Raw genomic sequence first — 23,685 nt, 5'->3', positions numbered from 1 at the left:
AAGTACTAGCGGACGCCCCCGTCGCCACCGCCCACGGCGCTGACCAAATCGTCCTTGAACAGCTGGAAGCCGAACCACAGAATCACGCCGCCCACGAGCCAGCCCAGGGAGCCCAGGGCATCCGGTGCGCCCTGCACGAACTTCATTACCACCCGAATCAGGCCCACGATGAGCACGATGGCGAAAATGACCTGCACGATGCCCACGACCGTTTCCTGCACGCCTTCAAGGGCCGCCGCGGCGCCCCCGCCGCCCAGCTGGGCGCGGGCCGGGCTGGTGGCCAGGGCCAGGGTGGTAAGCAGGGCCGCTACGCGCTGCTCGGCTTTGGAAGGCTGGTAGGTGTGGCCGGCCGCGGCCAGCGTGTGCAGTGCTTCGGTTGCCTTCGCGGCGTGGGTACGGGCCCGGGAAAGAAGGTTGGTTAGCATAGGAAGGAGGTTGGGTGAAAACGGGGCGCTTATCTCCCCGAAAAGCAGGTGTGGCAGTTAGGAGGGTTTGGCGGTGGGCACGGGGCTGCCAGCGCCGGGAAACAGCCCCGTGAGGGCCGCCCGCTGGGCCGCTGCGTCCTTGCTCATCCGGGCCCGCCGCTGCTGGCGCAGGGCGATTTCGGCCGCGCGGTTGGCCTGGTCATTGGCCGTGGGCGCCGGAGCGGTGATGGGGTTGTGAAACAGGGCTTCGCCCGGCTCCTCATCCGGGTCTGGCACCGGCGGTGGCGCCACTGCAGGCGCTTCGTCTACCGCGTCCAGCAGCACGGCAACGGCCCCGGCCGCGTGGCGAATGGAGGCCGGCCGCGGCGCGTCGTCGGCAGTCGGTTCAGCGGTAGCTTCTGCGGCTTCGGCCGGGATAGATTCCGCTCCGTCGGCTGGGCCGGCGGCCGCAACACCTGCTTCGGCCGGCTGCGCTGATTCTGCTACTTCCAGGTCTTCCGGGGGCAGCAGACTGGCCAGCGCCGCGGCCACGTCAGCCGCGGCCTCGGAAACCGCGGCTTGGGGAGTAGCGCCGGCGGGCTGGGGGTTCCACTAGAGTAGGAACGAAAACCAACGCTAAGGAAATTCGGCCAGGCGTTCTTCCCAGTTGGCGGGGTCGCGCAACGGGCGCATCTCCCCGGCGGCAATGCGGTCCGGCAAGGTGAAGTCGTAGCGGCCCAACATGTTTACGTGCTCGTGCAGCAGCGGCGAGAGGCGGGCGATGTCCGCTGGGTCCACCGCACCGTTCGTTTCCTGCCAGTGTTCCAGGGCGTGTTGCAGATACCGCGTATTCCACAAGACCAACGCATTGACGACCAGCCCCAGGGCACCTAACTGGTCCTCCATGCCTTCCCGGTAGCGCTGGCGCAATTCGCCTTTCTTGCCGTGAAACACCGCCCGGGCCACCGCGTGCCGCCCTTCGCCGCGGTTGAGTTGCACCAGGATACGACGGCGGTAAGTTTCGTCCTGCACATAGGCCAGCAGGTACAGCGTCTTTTCGAGGCGGCCAAACTCGGCCACGGCGCGGCCCAGCCCCGAGAGCGAACCCGCCCGTTGCAGTGTGCGCATGACCGCCGTGGCCTTGACTTTGCCCAGCTTGAGCGAGCCGGCCAGCCGCAGCATGTCTTCCCAATGGTCGTGAATCAGTTGGGCATTGACCACGTGGCGCCCCAAGTCGTTGAGCGGGCCGTAGTCATCCTGCTTGCGCAGGCGCCAGAAGCGCTGGTCGGCCAGATCGGCCAGGCGCGGGCTGAAGCGGTAGCCCAGCAGGGCAAACAGGCCGAACACCACGTCGCTGTAGCCGTGGGTGTCGGCCATGATTTCGCGCGGATCGAGGCTGGTTTGCTGCTCCAGCAGGCCGGCCAGGATAAATAAGGAGTCGCGCAGCGTGCCGGGCACGACGATGCCGTGGAAGCCGGTGAACTGGTCGCTGGTGAAGTTGTAGTAGGTCACGCCGCGCTGGCCCGGAAAGTATTTGCGGTTCCAGCCCGCGTGCACCGTACGCACGGGCACCACGAAGCGCAGGCCGTCGGCCGACGCCACGTCCCCGCCGCCCCACGCCTGGGCCAAGGGTAACTGGGCTTGCGCATCGACCAGCCGGGCGTTGGCGGCCGTCAGGGTTTCCACCCGCAGGTAGTGCTGCTGCACCCACAGCAGGCGCGCCGGCGTCAGGGCCGGCACGTCCGCCCGGGCGACGGTTTTGAGCCCTACGTTGCACGCCTGGGCCAGCAGCACGGCGCACACGCTCAGTGGCAGGTCCGCGGTGGCCGGCTGCCCGTCGGCCACGTGGGTAAACGCGCTGGCAAAGCCGGTGAAGGCCTCGACTTCCAGCAGCAGCGCCGCCACGTCGACCTGTGGCAAGCACGCCGTCAGCTGCGCCCGCAGGTCCGCCAGCTGCTCGGATTCCGACTGGGCGGGGACCGCGCGGAGTTCCACCGCCAGCTGGCCGTCTTGCTGGACCAGTTGCAAGGCGGTATTCTGGGCCAGGTTCTCGCTCACCTCGGCATACGCCGCCTGTACCCGTTGCTGCAAGGCGGCCAGCTCTACGCCGGGGTCCAGCGACCGGTCCAACGCCCGGACTACGGCGTCACGCACTGCGTCCCAGGCCGCCCCGCGCAGCAATTCCGCCCGGGGATCGGCGTACCGCTCGCTGACGGCGACGAACACGTCGCGGCGCCGCAAGGCATGGTGCAGCCGCTGCACCACGCAGAGGGTGTACGCCTGGGGGCTGACTTCTCCCGGGGCCGGGAACACCCGCCGGCGCCAACTGGGGGGCACGACCGTGCGGGGCGCCACAGTCCACTTGGGGCGCCCCCGCCCGCCGGCCTCTTGCTGCTGCAGGAAGCGCCAAGCCTCCAGCAACGGGCCCGCCGCCGGCGTTCCGTCGAACGTGAGCCCTGTCAGCAAGGCCGGCAGAAACCGCCGCACGGTGGCGTAGCTGCGGCTCAGCGCCTCGGCCAGCGGGTCGTCGTCGTCGGGGCTGGCCAGCGATTCGACGGTCGCCACGGCGGCCCGCAAGCGCTCTTCGCCCAGCTGGTCCAGCACCTGGCGGCGCACCTGTTCGGTGGGCACGGCCTCGTCCAGCAGCACCTGCACGGCGCGTTGCAGCAGCAGCGCGGCCTGGTCCAGGTCCTTGAGCGAGCGCAGCCGCTGCTGGCGGCGGGTGCTTTCGCCCCGCAACGCCAGCGTGGTGAGCAGGCTGTCGAAGAGGTCCAGCACGTCGTCGGTGGCCGTGCGCTCCAGCGCCTGCACGCATACCAGCAGCGTGGCCCGCCGGCGCTCGTCGCCCATGCGCAGCAGCGTCTGGGCCCACGCCACCTGGCCGTAGCGGGCCAGGCGCACCAGCTGGGCTTCGGGCAAATCCGCCACCGGCACCGTGCTCACCCCGAGCGCGCGAATCTCGTCCACGCGGCGCAGGGCGGCCACCAGCGCCGGCGCGGAGACGCGGGTGGGGGGTGTGCGCAGCCGCTCCAGCGGCGTTAGTCGCTCGCCCGGCGCCACGGTCAAGAGCGCTTCCAGCGCGGCCTGCTGGGCCGGCGTCAGGCGCGCCGCCAGGTGGCGGTAAAGCAAACGGCCGGTGCGTTCCCGCACCCGTGCAATCAGGCGGGCCAGCAGCGAGACGCCCGGCAACACCACCCGCTGCGCCACCAGGTGGGCCGTCGTCCAATCAAACAGGACGCTGGGCCGCACGGTGCTGGTCAGCACCTGGGCGTAGAGCCAGCGCGTGAGGCGGAACCCTTGCCGCGCGTCGAAGGGTGTATACCCCAGATGGGCCACCAGCAAGGCCTGGTGGGCGTACCACGTGTTGGGCCGGGTGCGGTACGCGGCCAGCGCCTCGGCCGGTACGCCGAGCTGCCCGGCCACGGTCTGCACGACTACGTCGGGCACCTGCAGCGGGTCGGGCAGGAACGTGCCCAAAAAGCGCAGAGTACAGAGTTGCACGCCACAGCCTAGCTTATTAGCGGGCCGTCGGCGCGTGGCCAGAAAGGCCTGATCCGCCGGGCTCAGGTAAAAGAACTGACTCAGCTGCTCCGGACTGGGGTCGGCGTGGTAGCAGCCAAAGCGGGCGGCTTGCTCATCGCTGAGAAACTCGACGGGCATGGGCAAAACAACCGGAAGAACACGGGAAACGCCTACAGACGCTATCCTCCTACCGGGGGGTGTGCCGCATTGCCCGTCGGTACACCCAGGTGGGCGAGGTAGCGGTACACGGTGGCCCGACCCACGGACAGCAGCTGGCCGATTTCGGCCACGGTCTTGTCGCGCTGCAGGTAGAGGGTTTTCGCGGCCTGGGCCTTGGACAGCGCTTCCTTCGACAAGCCTTTGGGCCGGCCGCCCTGGCGGCCCCGGGCCCGCGCCGCCGTCAGCCCGGCGTGGGTGCGCTCGCGGATCAGGTCGCGCTCGAACTCGGCCAGGGAGGCAAATAGGTTGAACATGAGCCGGCCCTGGGCGGTGGTCGTATCCAGGTGGTCCTGCAGGCTGACAAATTGCACGCCCTGCTCTTGAAAGCCGGTGACCAGCGTGACCAGGTCTTTGAGCGAGCGGCCCAGCCGGTCCAGCTTCCAGACCACGAGCGTGTCGCCGGCGCGCAGCTGCGTGAGCAAGCGCTGCAAGGCCGGCCGCTCCTTGCCTGCTGATACTTTTTCCTGCACCACCTCGGCGCAGCCGTAGGCCTGCAGGGCGTCGGTCTGCAGGTGCAACTGCTGATCAGGGGTACTGACGCGGGCGTAACCAAAAACCATGGGCAAATTCTCAACAAGTCAACACCGGCGAAGATAGCGAGTCGTTGATTCGTGAGAACTACCGATGAGACAATTTATGCTGCGCTTTGATGGATTGTTCGCCGCGAGCGCTGCCGTGCTTCTAAAACGTGCGTTTCGCGAGACGCTCTTGCTCACTTTTACATGCAGAAGTATCTCCCTGCCAATCGGCGGGGCGCTAGGGGTGCAACAGGTCGCTGGCGCGTTGGCGAAAGTGGCGGTAGAAGATGCGGGCGAAGTAAGCCACGTCCTCGATGCCCACGGCGAAGGCCGCCTCCTCGACGCTGCGCACCGCGCCTTCCTGCAGCAACTGGCGGGCGTGGTGCAGGCGATGCTCGCGCAGGTAGGCGTAGGGCGTCTGGCCGGTCAGCTCCCGGAAGCGGCGGTACAGCGACCTTTCGCTCATGTCCAACAGGTCGGCGGCCCGAGCCACGGTGAACGTCGGGTCGGGCACGGCCCGGGCGGCCAACTGGCGGAAGTTGCGGAGCATGGCTTGGTCGTCGTCGTTGGGTTCAGTCATGGCGCGACACGCGCAGCAGGTTCAGGGCTGCGCTACCTCTATCTTCTCACTGAAAGCGAAGCCGGCGCCCTCGACCCACAGAAAGTACCGCCCGGCCGCCAGACCGCGCACGTCCAGCACAGTAGCCCGGCCACCCGATACGGTCACGGCCGGCCGCACCACCTGACCTAGGGCGTTGAGCAGGCTCAGGCGCAGGCGGCTCAGCCACAGAGCCAGGTCAGCCTGCACGCGCAGGGGCGTAGCCGCTTTCCTGACGGGCGCGGCCAACTCCACGCGGCGCAGGCTGCTATAGGGCTGCTGGTAGCCGCTGATGTGCCATTCAAACTTGTGGCGCGGGCCGGGGCACGTGGGGCTCGTGCCCTCCAGCTTGGCATTGACATAGCCGCTGTGCCAGGCCCAGTACATGCCGCGGGCCGGGTCCAGGCCGCTGCCCTGGACCCCGGCTACGTTGGCAGCGTTGTCGACGCCCACGTCGATGAGGTGGTAGCCACGGGGCTGGACGTAGCTGCTGCCGCCGGTGTAGGTTAGGCGCAGGGCCGAGAGGTAGAGGAGGCAGGCACTGATAACGACCGGCCCGTTGTGGGTGGTGGGGCAAGCCTGCGCGTCGAGCACCAGCGGTTGGGCCCCGAACACCGGCTCGACGTGCACCTCTATCCCCCCGTCCGGCGGGGTATGCGGCAATCCGAGCGCAAGGGCCAGCCAGCAGACCGGCGGGGGAAGAAGCGAATGGAGCATAGCACGTCGAAAATGACGCCCGCACGCTTCATATCCGCGGCCGTTCGGCCAACGTGCACGTTTTTCCGACCAATACCCACAATGCCCGGCTGGCGCCCGCCCGTCCTCGAGGCTATTCCGCCAGCCAGGTTTTCAGGAATTCCCCGAACTCGTCCTTGTACTGCATCCCGATGGGCACATGGGTGGCGCCGATCTGGACCGACAGCCGCGACACGGCCTCAATGCAGCTCAGGTTGACGATAAACGAGCGGTGAATGCGCATAAACTGCTCAGCCGGCAGGCGCTCTTCCAGGGCGCGCAGGCTGCTCAGCGCCATCAGCGGCTTCAGCTCCCCACGCCGGTGCACCCGGGCGTAGTCACGCAGGCCTTCGATGTAGAGAATATCGGCGAAGCGCACCTTCACCAACTGGCTTTCCACCTTCAGGATAAACGAGTCGGCCGCTTCGGCCGCCGGCACCGGAGCAGGCGGCGCGGCGTAGCGCTGGGCCTTGAGGGCTACGCGCATGAATTCTTCGTAGCCGAAGGGTTTGAGCAAGTAGTCCAGCGCGTCGAGCTTGTAGCCGTCGAGGGCGTATTGCTGGAAGGCCGTGGTAAAGACGATGCGCGGGGCCGTACCGGTAACGCCGGCTGGCTCCAGCAACCGGGCCAGCTCCAGGCCGGTCAGCTCGGGCATGTGAATGTCGAGAAACAGCAAGTCCACGGGCTGGGCGCGCAGCGCGTGCAGCGCCTCCAGGGCATTCGTATAGCGGCCCGCCAGGCGCAGAAAGGGCGTGCGCTCAATGTGGCCGCAGATGTGGCTCAGGGCCAGCGGCTCGTCGTCGACGGCTAGGCAGGAAAGCGGTTGCATCAGGTCAGGGGCAGGGTCAGGTGAATGCAAAATTCGCCGGCGTCGTTGCGCTCCACCACGCGCAGGGAGTGGCGACCAGGGTACAGCAGTTCCAGCCGGCGCCGGGTGTTGCGCAGCCCGATGCCACTGCCCACCGCGAAGCCCGACTGCGGCACCGGAAACACCTGGTTGCGCACCTCAAAGGCCAGCGTGCCGTCGTCGGCCGACTGCTGCAGCCCGATAAAGATAGTGGCCGGCTGCGAGGTGCTGACCCCATACTTAAAGGCATTCTCCACGAAAGGCTGCAGCAGCATGGTGGTTAGCAAGCCGTTGCGCAACTGCTTGGGCCGCTCAAACTGTACCTGCATGTTGGGCGTCAGGCGCAGCTGCATCAACTTCACATAGTCGGTCAGAAACTCCACTTCCTGCGTGAGCTGCACCTGCGTTTCGTGGGTTTGGGCCAGCAGGTAACGCATCAGGCGCGAGAGGCGCAGAATGGCCTGCCGGGACTGGTCAACATCTACGTCGGTGAGCACGTAGATGCTGTTGAGGGTGTTGAAAAATACGTGCGGGTTCAGCTGGGTGCGCAGGTAGGCCAGCTCCACCTCCAGCTTTTCGCGCTCGGCCACGCGCCGCTGCTCGGCCTCCGCCAGCAGGCGCTGGTTAGTGGCGCGCAGCACCCCTGCCCCAATGATTACTGACACCGATAACAGCAGAATAAAGGCCGAGTCGTGTAGGCGCCACGTGGCCGGCCCCTGAGGGTTGCCCTGGGGCGGCAGCTTCACGAAAGGCATCATCTGCGGGGGACGGGGGCGGCCGGGCGGGCCTGGGGGCGTAAGCTCCCGCTGAAACGTGGTGGCCAGCAGCTGGCAGCTGGCTAGCATACCCAGCATCAGCGCCAGTACCACCAGCGCGTAAGCCCCCGCCCGGCCACGTAGCAGCAGCCGCGGCAGCGCCACGCGCGCGTTGAGCAGGTACACGCCCACGAGCAGCCCTACCCCGAACAGGTGGGCTGCCCAGGAGGTGGCGTTGTGCATCTGTCCACGCAGCACCGGCGCCAGCATGGGCATGGCCGCCGGCAGCAACAGCAGCAGAAAGTAGCTGAGGCGCGCCGCGCGGCGGGGCTGGCTGGGTTCGGTCATGGGAAAGAGGGCGACAAATGGGACGCAGCAATAGTACGCCCTAGCACCGGACTTCCCGGCGTTTTCCACCGATACCGTCAAATCACCGACCAACCCGCACAAAAACGCGGTGGTCTTAGAAACTCCTATTCTGCTTGCCATTTCCAGGCGCAGCCGGCGGCTAGGTCGGGCACCTCGGCCAGTGGCAGGGGCATAGGCGCCGGGCCCGGTAAGCCGGGCGCCGGTACGGCCGGCGGCAGCTGGCCTTGCAGAATATAAGGTTTTCGTCATAAGCACACCGCGCCTCCCGACTGGCCTTGCGAGCAATGACGGCTTCGGCCTCAACATTGGGTCAGGATGTCGAGCCGAAAAAAGGGTGGCGAGGCACCGGCTAAGCGCGCACTGCCCGCGTCGCCTCCTGTTGTAATTACACATCAGCGCCCGGCCTCCCCACGTTCCGGCCGCAGTAAGTATTGGTCGATGAAAGCATAGTTTATGCAGCACGCGGTCCGGGTTTGGTCGAATACCGGCAAGCTCCCACAAATCGCACGGCCTTTCCGTGTTTCTTTGCCGGATACTCTCCTCGTCAGTTGCCCGAATTGCGTATGCGCTTCACGTTTACCTGCCTGGCTGTCCTCAGCACCCTGGTGGCCCACGCCCAAACGGGCGTCGGCATCGGTACCACTACTCCGCAGGCCCCGCTGCACGTGGCCGAGGGCAACGTGGTATTTTCCGCCACCGGCGACGTTCCCGGCACCGATCCAGCGCCACCCCTCAGTGGCCTGGGCCGGCGCCTGATGTGGCTGCCCGACCGCGCTGCCTTCCGCGTGGGCTACGTCAGCAGTACACAGTGGGACACCAACAACATCGGCCGCTACTCTTTTGCCGCTGGCTACAACTCCACTGCCAGCGGCTACTCCGCCGTGGCGCTGGGCAACTCGGCCAGCGCCCAGGGCGAGCAGAGCCTTGCCATCCACGGGACGGCCGGAAGCGACGGCTCCGTGGCCATTGGCCAAGGTTCGGAGGCCAGGTCTATGTATGGCGTGGCCATTGGCATTTCGTCCTTATCTATGAACATGGGCAGCATAACCATCGGCCCCAGCATCACCAGAGGCCAGTTTGCCACGGCTATTGGCTTGCAGAACAGCGCCAGCGGCCAATATTCCACCGCCATCGGTAAAAACGCCCGCACCAACGTGAAGAAGGGCGCCATGGTCCTAGGCGACGCCAGCGCCACCTTCTCTTCGGACAGCGTGTACGCCACCGCCGACAACCAAATGTCTATGCGTTTCGTGGGCGGATATAAGCTCTACACGGCCCTGAACCTGAGCACCGGGGTGCAGGTAGCGGCCGGCGGCGGCTCCTGGACCAACATCAGCGACCAGCGCAAAAAGGAGAACTTTCGCCCCGTGGATGCCGAGCAGGTGCTGCGCAAAGTAGCCACCCTGCCCATCACCGAGTGGAACTACAAAACCCAGCCACCCACCCAGCGCCACCTCGGCCCCATGGCCCAGGACTTCTACGCCGCATTCCGCCTCGATGGCCTGGGCGCCGACACCACTATCAACTCCCTCGACATCGATGGGGTGAACATGCTGGCCATCCAAGCCCTGGAAAAGCGCACCGCCCGGCTGCAGCAGGAAAACGAGCAACTGCGCGCCCAGCTTCGCCAAAAAGACGAGCAGCTGGCAACTCAACTGCAGCTGCTGAACCAGCGCTTAGCCGCCTTGGAGCAAGTCGGTTCGACCGCGCCGGGCCGCCCCCGCAAAAGCCCGACACGGGCCGTAGCCACCAACTAACGTCGGGGAGCCAGCCGATCTGGCAGCATCCGAAGCCGGTGGTGTTGTCGGTCTGGAAAACCGGCAGCCCGTCGGACGTGGAGCAATAGCCAGGCGCCCGGGCCCGCGCCGGTGGTCCAAGCGGCGGGCGGCAGAAGGCCACTAGTCTGGGCGTGCCGGTCAGCGAACTGCAGGAACAAAGGCGCGCAGGTGCAAACAGCCCGGCGGCCGGGTGGCTTCTTATTGGATGACGGTGAGGTAGTAGTTCATCCCCAACGCATCCTGGGTATTCCCCCCTGCATTGACAAACTTGATGTCAATGGACCCATTGTAGGTCACGCGGGCGTTGGAGACGACCAGCGAGCCAGGAAGCCCCGCGTTGGGCGACACATATACGGTGGCACCCGGTACCGCCCCGGGCACGCTCACCGTCTGGACGTAGGAGTTATTGGAGCCGATGGCGGGCAAGTCGAAGTATACTGAGGCGCGGATGACGGCGTCCAGGGCCGTGCCGCTGCTGCCAATAGTGGTGGTGCCCGTCACGCTCAGGTTGGCACCAGCCGCCACGTCGCCGTTCACGGCCAGGGCTCCGTCGGTGGTCACGGCCCCGTTGTTGGAAATGCTCAGGCCGGTGCTGCCGCCGTTGCCCGTCAGCTTATGGGCGCCCAGGTCCAGGTCTTGGGTAGCGGTGTGGTCACCCAGGTTGTCGCTAAAGCCCGCGGGCAGGGCCGTCATGGGCGTCAGCAGTCCGCCGCCGTCGAGCCCTAGCAGGCGGGTGCTGCTCGCCGCGCCGGTAGCCAGGCCACTCAGCCGCAGGGTGCCCTGGCTGAGCCGCAGGGCCACGTCGCCAACGCTGCCGCTCTCGCTGTAAAGCTCCCACTCTTCAAAGGACGGGTGGACATTGCTGGCTTGTACGGCGGTGATTTTCAGGCGGTAATAGCGGTAGGTAGTCGTGTTGCTGAGCGTGTGCTCGTGCCAGCCGACGGTATTGGGCTCCCCGCTCACGGTGTGCAAGGAAATCCAGTTGGTAGCGTCGGTCGAGCCCTCCAGCGTCCAGTTCTTGGGGTTTTCCTGGTAGACCCCGACGTAGTAGAGGCGGTAGCGGCGCACCATCGCCCCGTTGGCGCCCAGGTCGGCCTGTACGTACTGGGGTAGGGTAGTGTTGGCGGCATACCAATGGGTGCTTACGTTGCCGTCGCCCAACCTGCGAACGGGGAAAGCCGCCATTTGGGAGCTGGCGGTCAGGTTGCTCGTCGTTACTAGGTTGCCGCTCGTGCCGTAAGAATAGAAATCGGTCACGCTGCCGGCCACGTGGAGCGGGGCGGCGGGACTGGTAGTGCCCACGCCCACCGCCCCGCCGCTGCTGATGCTGATGCCGGTGCTACCGCCGTTGCCCACGAGCTGGTTGGCGCCCAGGTTCAGGTGTTGGGTGGCGGTATGGTTGCCTAGGTTGTCGGCACCAAGCAGCACCCAGGCCGCGCCGGAGTAGGCGTACAGGCCGGGCGTGTTGTCGGTCTGGAAGATAACCAGGCCGCCCGGCGGGCTCGCAATAGCGTCGCGCTGGGCCTGGGTAAGACGCGGCAAGAGCAGCCCCTGCGTAGTGGACTTGATTTCCAGGGCCGCCGAAGCGTCCGGCGCCGTCGTGCCGATGCCCACGCCGCCCGTCGATTGGGCGCGGGAAGCGCAGCTGAGAAAGAGGGCGACCAGCCCGGCCAGGACGGGCCGCGAAACACGGGTAAAAAGGCACATACTAGTAGGGCCCGGGTAGGCGGGCAGCTTACTGAATGACGGTAATGAAATAGCTCATCGAAGGCGCGTCCTGCGTATTGCCGCCAGCGTTGACGAACTTGATGTCGATGGTGTCGTTGGCCGTCACGCGGGCGTTGGAGATGACCAGCGAGCCGGGCAGGCTGGCGCCCGGCGAGACGTATACCGTGGCGCCTGGCACGGCGCCGGTCACCGTCACGGTCTGCACATAGGAGTTGTTGGAGTTGATGCTAGGCAGGTCAACGGTAGCCGTGGAGCGGATGACGGCCGCCAGGGCCGTGCCGTCGGCCCCAATGGTGGTGGTACCCGTCACGCTCAGGTCGGCGCCGGCCGTCACGTTGCCGCCCGCCGTCAGCGCGCCGCCCACCACCAGCTGGGGCTCGGCGCTGTCGATGCCGCCAGGCGAGTCTTTGAGGTAGAACGTGTTGTCGGCGTAGCCCAGAAAGTCGGCACTCACGCCGTTGTGGCCGAAGGCAATGTAGTTGTTGTTGATGTAGTACCCGACCGCCGGGGTGCTGCCGTAGAGCATCTTGATGCCCGCCACCGGGGAGAAGGCGCCGTTTACTGTCAGGTCGGCGTCGCTGGTGACCCCGCCGGTGCTGCTGATGCTCAGCCCCGTGCTGCCGCCGTTGCCCACCAGCTTGTGAGTACTTAGATTCACGTTGCCGCCGGCGGTAATCTGCCCGCCCGTGGTCAGGGTGCTGACCACGGTCAGGGCGTTGTCGAAGGTAGCCGCCCCGCTGCTGGCAATGCCCAGGCCTGTGGTGCCGCTGTTGCCCACCAGCTTGAAGACGCCCAGGTTCACGCGCCCGCCGGCCGTAAACGCGCCGCCCGCCGCAATGGCCCCGCCGGTGGTCAGCAGCCCGGCGGTGGTCACCGAGCCGTCGCTGGCAATGCTTATGCCTGCATTGCCGCCGTTGCCCACCAGCATGTTGGCGCCGAGCTGCACGTTGCCGCCAGCCGTGATAGTACCGCTGGTTGTCAGCGTGCCGTCGGTGGTGACGTGGCCGCCACCGCTGATGCTCAGGCCGTTGAGGCCGCTGCTCACCAGCTTGTTGCCAGCCAGGTTCACGCGCCCGCCAGCTGTGATGGCGCCGCTGGTGGTCAGCGCCCCGCCGGTGGTCAGATCCCCGTCGGTGCTCACGCTGCCGGACGGGGTCACGCTCAGGCCCTGGGTGCCGGCGCTGCCCACCAGCTTGTGGGAGCCCAGGCTCACATTGCCGCCGGCCGTAATCGGGCCGCCCGTGGTCAGGCCCGCGTCGAAGGTGGCCGCGCCGGTGTCGGCAATGCGCACGCCCAATGCCCCGCCGCTGCCCACCAGCCGGAAGGTGCTCAGGTTGAGGTTGCCGCCCAGCGTGGTCACGGCATTGGGGTTCAGCAGCCCGGTGATGCCCAGGTTGTCGCCCACGTTCAGCGTGCCGTCGGTGCTGATGGTTCCGTTGGTGTCGATGCTCAGGCCCTGGGTGCCGGCGTCGCCCACCAGCCGGTAGGCGCTCAGGCTCACGTTGCCGCCGGCCTTGATGGGGCCTTCGGTGGTCAGGCCCCGGTCGAAGGTAGCGTCGCCGGTATTGGCAATCTGCAGGCCCAGCGAGCCGCCGTTGCCCACCAGCCGGTAGGTAGCCAAGTCGATGCGGCGGGTAGCGGTGTGGTTGCCCAGGTTGTCGCCGCTCAGCGTGGCGGTGGTGGGCAGGTTGAGCCAGCTGCCGCCGAAGTAGTACCAGAAGCCGGCGGTGGCGTCGGTCTGAAATACCATCAGCCCGTCGGGCACGCTGGTGAGGGCCGTGCGCTGGGCCTGGGTCAGCCGCGGGATGAGCAGCCCCTTGTCGGTGGCACTGATTTCCAGCGCCGCCCGGGCATCGGGCGTGGTGGTGCCGATGCCCACCTGGGCCCGGGCCGCGGGAGCCAGCAGCAACAAACCGGCTCCCAGACCCAGGGAGCGACAAAACCAGGAAAGCGTAGGGGTGGACATGGAGAGAGAAATCAGGAAGTGAACGAATCGGCAATAGAAGTCCGCGCCGGTTAGCCCGCGCCCCCAACCGACGAATGCGCGCCTGGCTCGACCGACACGCACAATTTTCCGACGGCACCTGGCGCGGCCCGCAGAAGCCGCAAGCCCCGCGAGGCGCCCCGCCCCAGCCGGGGCAGCAGTTCTTCGCGGGGCTTGGGCCGTGCGGAGGCTGCCCTGGCTGGTCGCCGGGGAAGGGCAGCCGGCAGCGCTTACTCCACCGCCAGCCGCTGCGTCTGGCCCGCGGCCTGAACCACGTACACGCCGGCGGGCAGGCCCGTCAGTGGCAGAATCAGGGCGCTGCCGTTGGTGGGTACGGTGCCACGGCGCAGCACCCGGCCCACGGCGTCGCGCAGCGTCACCACCTCGCCGGCCGGCAGTCCGCTTACCGTTACTTGCTGGCGGGTGGGGTTGGGGTACAGCGTCCAGGCCGCGCCCGGACCGGCCGTTACCGCGGCTATGGGCGAATACTGCACGCTGCCATCCGTATCCACTTGCCGCAGGCGGTAGTAGAGCTGCGCGGCAGGAGCGGCCGCGTCGCGCCAGGCGTAGCGGCGCAGCGTGGTGCTGGTGCCGGCGGCGGGCAGCAGGGCCGAAGCGTCGGCAAACGCGCGGCCGTCCAAGCTGCGCTCCACCACGAAGCCGGCCGCGTCGCGCTCCTGCGCCGTGGCCCAGGCCAGATCCACCGCGCCATCGGGGCGGCGAGTGGCCGCGAAGCCCAGCAGCTCCACCGGCAGCGGGGTGCTGCCCGCGTTGAGGGCCACGGCCCCGCCGTGCAGGTAGAATTCCGAGAAATGGTCGTCGACGGTAGCCGCGACGCTGAACCAGTTGGTGCCGCTGATGCTTTCGGTGCCGGTGGGCGTGAGCAGGCGCAGGCTGGTGGCGGCGGTGTTATCAGCCAGGGCGCAGTTTTCGTTGCTGCCCGCGTACTGGGTCAGGCGCAGGTCCGCCAGGGTGGTCACGTCGTTGGCGTCGCCGTCGTTGGCGGCCAGCAGGCGCGTCCATTCGCTGTTGAGCCCGTAAAACTTCACCTTCACTGCCTGGCCGGCAAACGTGTTCTGGGCTACCAAGTGCCAGTTGCGGTCCAGGTACTCCACCCCGCTGTCGTCGCGGCGCTGAGGGCTGCTGCTGAGTCGGTACTCGGCGTACACCGTGCCCAGGGCGTGGCCCTGGTCCTGCACCGCCGCCACCAGCTGCCCGTTCGGGGCCAGCAGCCACTGCCAGAGCGTGGTGCTGCTGCCCGTGCTGCTGATGCTGGTCGTGGTCAGGCACTGGTCGGGGCTGCCGCTGAAGATGTCGAGCACGGTAAACGTCTGGCCCGATTGGCTCGTGCCGCTGGCGTTGGTCAGGGTCACGTAGCCCGTGCCCGAGGCAGCAGCCGGCACCGTCACCTGCATGACGCTGCCCGTGAGGCGGCTGAACGTGGCGCTGACGCCGTTGACGGTGGCGCCCGTAATGGCGGTGGCGCCCGTCGGCAAAAACGGCCCGCCCAGCACGTTGATGACCGTGCCCACCGGCCCGCTGGTGTACGAGAGGCTGGTAATGGTGGGCGTGCCGGGCGTGATGGTAAACGAGCCGCTGGAGGTGAGCGTGCCGGCGCTGGTCACAACGATAAGCGGCCCGGTGGTGGTGCCGCTGGCTACTACGGCGTTGAGCGCGTTGGTCGAGGTGACGACGTAGGAGGTGGCGTTGGTACCGTTGACCTTCACGCCCGCCGCCCCGCTGATGCCGGTAAACCCGTCGCCGGCGAGGTAGACCCGCGTGCCCACCGGCCCGCTGGTGGGCGAAAACGAGTAAATGCTCGGCAGCAGCGTGAAGCTGGTGGGGGAAGTGCCGGTGCCCACACCCGTCGTCACGGTAATGGTCCCCGACGCGGTGCCCACCGGCAGCGTGGCCTGCAGCTGGGTATCCGACAGCACCGTGAAGCTGCTGGCGGCCGTGCCGTTGAAGCTGACCGCCGTGGCGCCGGTGAAGTTCAGCCCGGTGAGCGTGAAGACGGTGCCGGCCACGGCGCTGGCGGGCGTGAAGCCGCTAAGCGAGGGCGGCACTGCAAACACGCTGCTGCTCGTGGCCGAGCCGCTGGGCGTAGTCACCGTGAGGTAGCCGGTAGTGGCCGTGGCGGGCACGGTGGCCGTGAGGCTGGTGGCCGAGTTGACGGTGAACGTGGCCGCCGCGCCGTTAAACGTCAGGCTGGTGGCGCCGCTGAGTGTGGTGCCGGTGATGGTGACGCTGGTGCCGGCCGGGCCGCTGGTGGGCGTAAAGCTGGTAAGGGTAGGCGTGACGGTAAAATTACCGCTGCTGGTCACGGTGTTGCCCGCCGCCGTCAGGCTGATGAGGCCCGTGGTGGCGCCGGCCGGCACCGTGGCCGTCACCTGCGTAGCCGACCCTACCGTGAAGCTGGCAGCCGTGCCGTTGAACTTCACGCTGCTGGTCGTGCTCAGGTTGGTGCCCGTGATGGTGACCACGGTGCCCTCGGGGCCGCTCGTCGGCGTGAAGCTGCTAAAGGTTGGCGGGGCCGCGTTCAGCAGCACGCTCACCGAATTGCCGCTGCGGTCGGCCGTTACCAGGTCCAGGGCCAGGTCACCGTCCAGGTCGCCCACGGCCAGGCCGAAGGGCCCGTTGCCGACGGTGGCCACGCCGCTGCCCGTGAAGGCGGTGCCGCTGCCGTTGTTCAGGCGCACGCTCACCGCGCCGGGCGAGCTGGCGTGGCAGGTCACCAGGTCCAGGTCGCCGTCGCCGTCCACGTCGGCGGCGGCCAAGCCGTAGGGGCCAGCCGGCACACTCACGCTGCTGGCCGTGCCGAAGGTGGCTGCGCCCGTGGCCAGCGCCACCGAAAGGGAAGCCGCGCCGTTGTTGGAAGTCAGCATATCGGCCCGGCCGTCGCCACTCACGTCGGCCAGGACCACGTTGACGGGCCAGGTGCCCACGGCCACGGTAGTGCCGCTGAAGGCAAACGTGCCGCTACCGTCGTTGAGCGCCAGCCGCACCACGCCATTCGCGTGGTCGGCCACGGCCAGGTCCAGGTCGCCGTCCAGGTCCAGGTCGGCCACGGCCAGGCCGTAGGGCGTGCCGGTGGTGCTCAGCGTGGTGGCGGCGGCGAAAGTGCCCGCGCCGGTGCCCAGGTTCAGCGCCACCGACACCGACGGGGCACTGCTGCTGAGGTTGGCCGTCAGCAGGTCGAGCCACCCGTCGCCATTCACGTCGGCCACTACCACTTTATTCGGTAGCTGTCCCACCGCCACCGGCGCGGCGCTGGTAAAGGTGCCGGCGCCGGTGTTGAGCAACACACTGGCCACGTCGGCCATCAGGTTGACGGTGAGCAGGTCCAGGTCGCCGTCGTTGTCCACGTCGGCGGCCGTTACGTCGGTGGGGCCGTTGCTGGTGACGTAGCCCGTAGCCGGGCCGAAGCCGACGCCGCCCGTGTTCAACTGCACGAGCACCTGGTTCAGCGTTAGGGCTGCGGTGGCAAGGTCCAGGTCGCCGTCGCCGTCGAGGTCAGCCAAGGCCGTGGCCGTAGGCTGCGAGCTGCTGCCGATGCTGAGGGTGCTCCGCAGCCCGAAACCACCCGGGGCCGCGCCGGCTGCCGTCGTGAACTGCCACACATACGGGGTGGCCGGGGCGCCGCCTGCATTCTTCGCAAGGGCCGGAATGGTCACGCTCACCTGCTCACCGGGCTTGAAGTCGATACCCGGGTCCAGGGTCAGGCTGTTGCCGCTCACCGTGGCGGTGCGGCTGCGCCGCCCCTGCCGCTGCGAGCCGAACACGCGCACGTGGGCCCTGGTGGTGGCGGCCATCGGCTCCGGGAACGTCACGACCAGGTTGGTGGCGCGGCCTGCCGCTACCGCGTGGGGCGCGGGGGTCACGGCCGTTACGGGGAACAGGACCGTAAACGACGCCGCGCTGCTGCCCGGGCCACTCGGCGTGGTCACAGCCAGCGGGCCGGGGCTGGCGCCGGCCGGCACGGTGGCGGTAAGCTGCGTGTCGGAATTAACCGTGTACGGCGCGCTCACGCCGTTGAATTTCACGCTCGTGGCGCCGGTGAGCGTGGTGCCCGTGATGAGTACGCTCGTGCCGGCCGGCCCGCTGGCCGGGCTGAACGCGAGGACGCCCGGCGTGACCTGGAAGGCGGTGGCGGTGCTCACCGTGCCCAGCGTCGTCGTCAGGCTGATAAGGCCCGTGGTGGCGCCGGCCGGCACGGTGGCCGTCAGCTGCGTGGCCGAGTTGACGGTGAACGGCGCGCTGACGCCGTTCACCGTCACGGCCGTAGCGCCGGTGAGCGTGGTGCCGGTTATGACGACGGTGGTGCCCGTGGGGCCGCTGGCCGGGCTGAAGGCCGTGACGGCGGGCGTGACGGTGAAGCTACCCGCACTTGTGCCCGTGCCGCTGGGCGTGGTAACGGTAATGGGCCCGGTGGTGGCGCTGGCGGGCACTACCGCCGTGAGGCTGGTGGCCGACATCACCGTGAAGCTGGTGGCCGCCGTGCCGCTGAAGCTTACCGTGGTAGCTCCGCCCAGGCCCGAGCCGCTGATGGTGACGCTGGTGCCTTCGGGTCCGCTGCCGGGCGTAAAGGTCGCGAGGGTGGGCAGCACCGCAAATGCCCCCGTGGTGGTATACATGCCCGTCGGCGTCGTCACCCGGATGGCGCCCGTCAGGGCTGTAGTCGGGACGGTAGCCGTAATCTGGGTGGCCGAGTTGACGGTGAACGTCGCGCTGACGCCGCCGAACGTCACGGCCGTAGCTCCCGTAAGCGTGGTGCCGCTGATAACAACCGTGGTACCCGTGGGGCCGCTGGTGGGGCTGAAAGCCGTCACGGCCGACGTCACGGTGAAGCTGGCCGTGCTGCTAGCCGTGCCGCCGGTCGTCGTGACGCTGACGGGGCCGGTGCTGGCCCCGGCAGGCACCAGCACCGTGAGGCTGGTGGCGCCCAGGGCCGCAATGGTCGTCACGGCCGTGCCGTTGAAGCTGGCGCCGGTGGTGCCCGCCAGTCCGGTGCCCGTGATGGTCACGCTCGTGCCCTCAGGGCCGCTGCTGGGCGCAAAGCTCGTCAGCGTGGGCAGTACCGTGAAGCTGGCCGTGGTGGTGTAGGTGCCGCCGGCCGTGGTCACGCTCAGCACGCCGGTGGTGGCCGTGGCGGGCACGGTGGCCGTCAGCTGCGTGGCCGAGTTCTGGGTGAACGTGGCGCTGACGCCGTTAAACGCCACATCGGTAGCGCCCGTTAGCCCCGTGCCGGTAATGACTACGCTGCTGCCCGTCACGCCGCTGCCGGGGCTGAAGCTGCTCACTACGGGCGTAATAATGAAGTTGATGCCGCTGTTGGCCGTGTTGGCCGCGGCCGTCACCTCTACCGGTCCGGTAGTAGCCGTGGCGGGAACCGTGGCCGTGATGCTGGTAGTCGAGTTAAGCGTAAACGGGGCGCTGACGCCGTTAAACGTCACGCTGCTGGCGCCCGTAAAGGCCGTGCCCGTGATGGTGACCGTGGTGCCCACCGGCCCGCTGCCGGGGCTCAGCCCGCTGATGGTGGTGGAGCCGGGCACCACCACCGTAAAGTCGGTGCCGGTGGTGGCCGTGCCCCAAGGTGTGGTAAGGCCGATGCGGCCGGTGCTGGCCCCGCTCGGGACCGTAAACGTCACCTGGGTGCTCGATACGCGGGTGTAGCTCGTCACGGTAGTCCCGTTGAGTGTTAGGCCGGTAATGTTGTTGAACTCCGTGCCGGCTAGCGTCACCGTAGCACCCACGGCCCCGTGCGGGGTGAAGGCCGTGATGGTCGGCGTCCGGCCGTTCAGGCAAATTTGCATGGGCTCGTCATCCTCGTAGGAGGCGGCCATCAGGTCCAGGTCGTTGTCCCCGTCGAAGTCGGCCAGCAAGCCGGTGCTGGGTGCGACCTGCGTCACAAACCGGCTCAGGCTCAGCAGGCCCGCGCCATTGTTGAGCAGCACGGCCACGTTGGCGAATTGCTGGGAGCCGGCCACCACGTCCAGGTCGCCGTCGCCGTCCACGTCGCCAGCATCCGCCCAGGCGTAACAGGCAAACGTGACGATGCTGGTATAGTTAGTCTGGCTCCGCAGCGTGTACTGGCCGGTGCCGTCGTTGGCCAGCAGGAAGCGGACCCCGCTGTAGCAGCTGACCAGTACGTCCACATCCCCGTCCCCGTCGAAGTCTTCGCCCAGCAGGTGGGCAATCCTGCTGCCGACGGTGAACGACGAGGCCGCGCTGCCCATCAGGCCGTTGCCTTCGTTGGGGTACCACACCAGGCTAGTGCCCTCACCGCGCAGCAGGTCTAGGTCGCCGTCGGCGTCCACGTCGCGCAGCAGCACCGGCCCCGGCCAGAGTGACCCATATTCCGGACCCGCCTCGCCCACCACACGCACGGCCGTCAGCGTGCCGGTGCCGTCGTTGTAGCACAGGCTGGCGCTGTCGTCGTTGCCAGTGGCTACGTCCAGGTCGCCGTCGCCGTCCACGTCACCCACGTCCAGCAGCGCGAAGTTGCAGCCCCCGCTCACGTTGCACTTGCTGCTGAAGGTGAACTGCCCGCTGCCGTCGTTGCGGTACACGGCCACGCCCGCCACGGTCTGGCCGCTGAACTGAATCCCGACGACCAGGTCCAGGTCGCCGTCGCCATCTAGGTCGGCCAGGGCCACATCATCGGCCCAGATCGTCGACAACGTTTGCCAGGTGCTGAACGAGCCGCCGCCGTCGTTGCGCAGCACGGCGGTGGCGTCGGAGTTGGCCACCACCAGGTCCAGGTCGCCGTCGCCGTCCACGTCACCGCTGGCGCTGCCAATCCGCCCGTTGGCCAAGGCCGGCGCCGCCACCGTGCCGATGTTCTTGAGCACGTTGCCGGTGCCGGTAACGGCCGTGCGGAACTGCCACACGCCGCCCGCGGCGCCGGGGGCCGTGGCGTGCACCCGCTCGCCGGGCTGCCACGGCAGCGCCGGCATAAGCGTGCTGGTGTAGGTACCGCCGCCGCTCAGGCTGCCGGTGCGCAGGCCCTCGCGCTTGTCGCTGTACACTTTCAGGCCGGCCGGGGTCGCGCCGCTGGCCTGCGCCTGGCTGAAGGTGGCGGCCGGGCGCGTGCTCAGGGCTTGGCCGAAGGCGTTGCGGGCCGGCGTGGTGGCCAGCACGGTGGCCGTGCGCACCTGAAAGTGGGCGGGGGCGCTGGTGGTGGTGCCACCCACCACCGCCGTTACGGGGCCCGAGGTAGCCCCAGGCGGCACCACGGCCGTCAGGCTCGTGGCCGAGGTGCGCGTGCTGCCGGAGCTGGTCACGCCATTGAAGCGCACGGCCGTGAGGCTGCCCAGATTCGTGCCCGTCAGTGTCACCACGGTACCTACGGGGCCGCTGCCCGGGCTCATGAACCACAGCACTGGTGTGGGCGCGAACGAGGTGGCCGAGGTGGCCGTGCCGGCCGCGTTGGTTACCGTAATCGGGCCCGTCAGGGCGGTGGCGGGCACGGTGGCCGTCAGGCTGGTGTTGCTCTGCACGCTGAACGAGGCGGCGGCCACGCCGTTGAACATCACGGCCGTGGTGCCGAGCAGGTTCGTGCCGGTGAGCGTGACGGTGGTGGCCGCGACGCCATTGGCGGCGGCCGTGCCGCTGCTGGGCGAAAAGCTGGTCAGCGTAGGGGCCAGGGCAAAGACCGTGCTGCTGGTGCCCGTGCCCTGGGGCGTGGTCACGGTGATGTAGCCGCTGGCGGTGCCGCTGGCCACCACGGCCGTAATCTGCTGGGCTGAGTGCACCGTGTAGCTAGCGGCGTCCGTGCCGTTGAAGCGCACGGCCGTGGCCCCGCTCAGGCTCGTGCCGCTGATGACCACGCTGGTGCCGCTGGCCCCGGTGGCGGGCGTAAAGCCGGTGATGCCTGGCACGACCGTGAACCAGCTGCCGGAGGAGCGCGTGCCGGCGCTGGGCGAGGTCACCTGAATCAGCCCCGACACGGCCCCGGCCGGCACCGTAGCCGTGATGCTGGTGGCCGAGTGAATGGTGAAGCTGGTCGCCACGCCCCCGAAGGTGACGCGGGTAACGTCGGCCAGCTGCGTGCCCGTTAGGGCTACGCTCGTGCCCTCGGCCCCGCTGCCGGGCGAAAACGCCGAGATGCCCGGCACCACCGTGAAGCTACTGCTGCTGGTGCCGGTGCCCCCGGCCGTGGTCACGCTCAGGGGGCCGGTCGTGGCGCCGGCCGGTACGGTGGCTGTTATCTGGGTGGATGAGTTAACCGTGTACGTGGCCTCCACGCTGTTGAACTTCACCGCCGTCACGCCTACGAAGCCCGTGCCCGTCAGCACTACGCTGGTAGTATTTTCCCCGCCGCTGCTGGGCGTAAACGACGAAACAACTGGCAGCACTAAAAACGGGAGCGTGCCGCTGCCGTAGCTGCTGGTCACGCGCAGCAGGCCCGAGCTGGCGCCAGCCGGCACGGTCAGCGTTAGCTGATTGGGGGAATTCACGGTGTAGGTGGCCGCCACGCCGTTCACGGTTACCCCCGTTACGGCTGTGAAGTACTGTCCCGCCACTACCACAGCGCTGTTGATGGCGGCCGCCGCGGGCGTGGCCGAGGTCAGCTCCGGGGCCGGAATGCGGTTGAGCACCACGCTGGCCGAGTTGCCCGAGCCGTTGGCCGTCAGCACGTCCACCGCCCCATCGGCGTTGACGTCGACCAGGGTCAGGGCGCGGGGGTTGCCGCCCACGGCCACGGTGGTCGGGGCCGCGAAGCTGCCGCTGCCGTCGTTGAGGCGCAGCACCACCTGGTTGTTGGCATAGTCGGTCAGCAGCAGGTCCAGGTCCAGGTCGCCATCAATGTCCCCCGCCACCACGGCCGAGGCGTTGGTCCCGACGCTCAGGCTGGTGGCCGCCGCAAAGCTGCCGTTGCTGTTGAGCAGCAGGCTGGCCGTGCCGTCGGCGTTGGCCGTCACCACGTCCAGGTACTGGTCGCCGTTGACGTCGGTCAGCGTCAGGTGCTGCGGCCCGCTGCCCGCGGCTAGGGTGGTGGCAGCTGCCAGCGTGCCCGAGTTGTCGCCCCGCAGCAGGCTGACGGTGCCAGCGGTGGCGTTGGCCGTCAGCACGTCCAGGTCGCCATCGTTGTCCACGTCGCCCGCGGCCACGGCCTGCGCGCCGGTGCCCGCCGCGTAGCTGGTGGCCGGGGCGAAAGCGCCGCCGCCGGTGCCCAGCAGCACGCTCACGGTGTGGTTGCCGCTTACGACCACCAGGTCGGGATTGGTGTCAGCGCTCAGGTCGGCCACGGCCACGGCCAGCGCGCCGCTGCTGGCGCCAGTGCTCAGGGCGCTGGCCGTCCAGCTGGTGCCGCTGCCGCCGTTCAGCAGCACGCGCAGCTGGTTGGGCGTGTGCTCGGCCACCACCAGGTCCAGGTCGCCGTCCAGGTCCAGGTCGGCGGCGGCCACCGCCCGCGGGCTGCTCAGCCCCGCGTATGCCAAGGGGCTGCCGAAGCCGCCGCTACCGTCATTCAAGCGGATGGTCAAGGTATTGCCGGTGGCGTTGGCCGTCACCAGGTCGGGGTAGGCGTCGCCGTTCAGGTCGGCCGCCGCCACGCCGTAGGGGTTGGTGCCGCTGCTGTAATTGGTGGGGCTGGCCAGCGAGCCGCCGCCGGTGGTTTCCGTCCAGAACTGCAGCACCTGCTTGGTGGCAATGGCGCTGGGCACCACTACTGTGACCAACTCGCCGGCGCGGAAAGCGTTGGTGGGGGTGATGTTGAGCCGGTTGTTGGACTGGTTGCGCGAGCCCACCAGCGCGTACGCAGCCGCCTTGCGCCCTTCGTACTGGCTGCTCATCACCTTTACCAGGGAGGTGTTAAGGCTGGCTGACTGCGAGTGGTTGAAATCAACACGGATGCCGGTGGCACGCAGGGCGCCGGTTGTATGGCGCGACGGCGTGATGGAGGCTGTGTAGGTCTGGCCCTGGCCGAGCCTGGGAGACAAGGCGGCCAGCAGCAGGACCGCCGTAGGAATCAGCGTCGAAAAGAAACGGGGGCGTACATGTAGGCGCATAGGCAGGGGGAAGGCGACCAACCACAAATGGTTCTTCCTGATCCGTTGCGCCAGCGTTTGTGTGCTTCAAGTCACGTGTTGAGACGCGACAATCAGCCGCCAAGCAGACCACTCTAGGAAAAAGCCAATCGAACAAAGATGGAAGCTTTGCACGGGCAATGCCTAGTAAATTCCTGCCAATCTTGATGCCAAGGAGCCTTCCCTGCTTGTGGATG

General features: G+C 68.1%; 12 protein-coding genes. 1 reads left to right on the top strand and 11 read right to left on the bottom strand.

The window, feature by feature from the left end; all coding sequences use genetic code 11:
* Positions 1-5 precede the first annotated feature (5 nt).
* From EJV47_RS26490 to EJV47_RS26455, 8 genes are all read right to left on the bottom strand, one after another.
* Positions 6-425, bottom strand: a complete 420-nt coding sequence (locus EJV47_RS26490) for a hypothetical protein (RefSeq protein WP_126696234.1) — start codon at positions 423-425, stop codon at positions 6-8.
* A gap of 57 nt (positions 426-482) precedes the next feature.
* Positions 483-956: a hypothetical protein gene (locus tag EJV47_RS26485; protein ID WP_126696233.1), complete on the bottom strand. Its 474-nt coding sequence runs from the start codon at positions 954-956 to the stop codon at positions 483-485.
* Between the two features lie 84 nt (positions 957-1,040).
* Complete coding sequence (locus EJV47_RS26480; protein ID WP_126696232.1) at positions 1,041-4,064, bottom strand: Tn3 family transposase; 3,024 nt, start codon at positions 4,062-4,064, stop codon at positions 1,041-1,043.
* Positions 4,065-4,105: 41 nt separating this feature from the next.
* Complete coding sequence (locus EJV47_RS26475; protein WP_126696231.1) at positions 4,106-4,705, bottom strand: recombinase family protein; 600 nt, start codon at positions 4,703-4,705, stop codon at positions 4,106-4,108.
* Between the two features lie 196 nt (positions 4,706-4,901).
* Complete coding sequence (locus EJV47_RS26470; RefSeq protein ID WP_126696230.1) at positions 4,902-5,243, bottom strand: helix-turn-helix transcriptional regulator; 342 nt, start codon at positions 5,241-5,243, stop codon at positions 4,902-4,904.
* Between the two features lie 21 nt (positions 5,244-5,264).
* Complete coding sequence (locus tag EJV47_RS26465) at positions 5,265-5,978, bottom strand: MbnP family protein (RefSeq protein WP_207896005.1); 714 nt, start codon at positions 5,976-5,978, stop codon at positions 5,265-5,267.
* 112 nt (positions 5,979-6,090) lie between these two features.
* A complete protein-coding gene (locus EJV47_RS26460) occupies positions 6,091-6,825 on the bottom strand; it encodes a LytR/AlgR family response regulator transcription factor (RefSeq protein WP_126696228.1) in 735 nt (244 codons plus the stop codon).
* A complete protein-coding gene (locus tag EJV47_RS26455) occupies positions 6,825-7,946 on the bottom strand; it encodes a sensor histidine kinase (protein ID WP_165903949.1) in 1,122 nt (373 codons plus the stop codon). The genes EJV47_RS26460 and EJV47_RS26455 overlap by 1 nt, the downstream gene beginning before the upstream one ends.
* A gap of 584 nt (positions 7,947-8,530) precedes the next feature.
* On the opposite strand from EJV47_RS26455, the gene EJV47_RS26450 reads away from it, so the two are divergent.
* A complete protein-coding gene (locus EJV47_RS26450) occupies positions 8,531-9,724 on the top strand; it encodes a tail fiber domain-containing protein (protein ID WP_126696226.1) in 1,194 nt (397 codons plus the stop codon).
* Positions 9,725-9,943: 219 nt separating this feature from the next.
* Here EJV47_RS26450 and EJV47_RS26445 read toward each other — a convergent pair whose 3' ends face one another.
* The 3 genes from EJV47_RS26445 to EJV47_RS26435 all read right to left on the bottom strand — a co-directional run bounded on the left by EJV47_RS26445 (position 9,944) and on the right by EJV47_RS26435 (position 23,470).
* Entirely contained in the window at positions 9,944-11,452 is a 1,509-nt protein-coding gene (locus tag EJV47_RS26445) for a discoidin domain-containing protein (protein WP_126696225.1), read from the bottom strand.
* Positions 11,453-11,480: 28 nt separating this feature from the next.
* The gene (locus EJV47_RS26440; protein ID WP_126696224.1) at positions 11,481-13,439 is read right to left on the bottom strand and encodes a beta strand repeat-containing protein; all 1,959 of its coding nucleotides are present in this window, start codon (positions 13,437-13,439) and stop codon (positions 11,481-11,483) included.
* 248 nt (positions 13,440-13,687) lie between these two features.
* Positions 13,688-23,470, bottom strand: coding sequence for an FG-GAP-like repeat-containing protein (locus EJV47_RS26435; protein ID WP_126696223.1), 9,783 nt, complete (start codon positions 23,468-23,470; stop codon positions 13,688-13,690).
* Between the last annotated feature and the right edge of the window lie 215 nt (positions 23,471-23,685).

The sequence above is a fragment of the Hymenobacter gummosus genome (assembly GCF_003970915.1).
Classification (GTDB): Bacteria; Bacteroidota; Bacteroidia; order Cytophagales; family Hymenobacteraceae; genus Solirubrum; species Solirubrum gummosum.
Note: the sequence above shows the minus strand (reverse complement) of the source record. Positions and strands in the feature narration are given on the sequence as shown.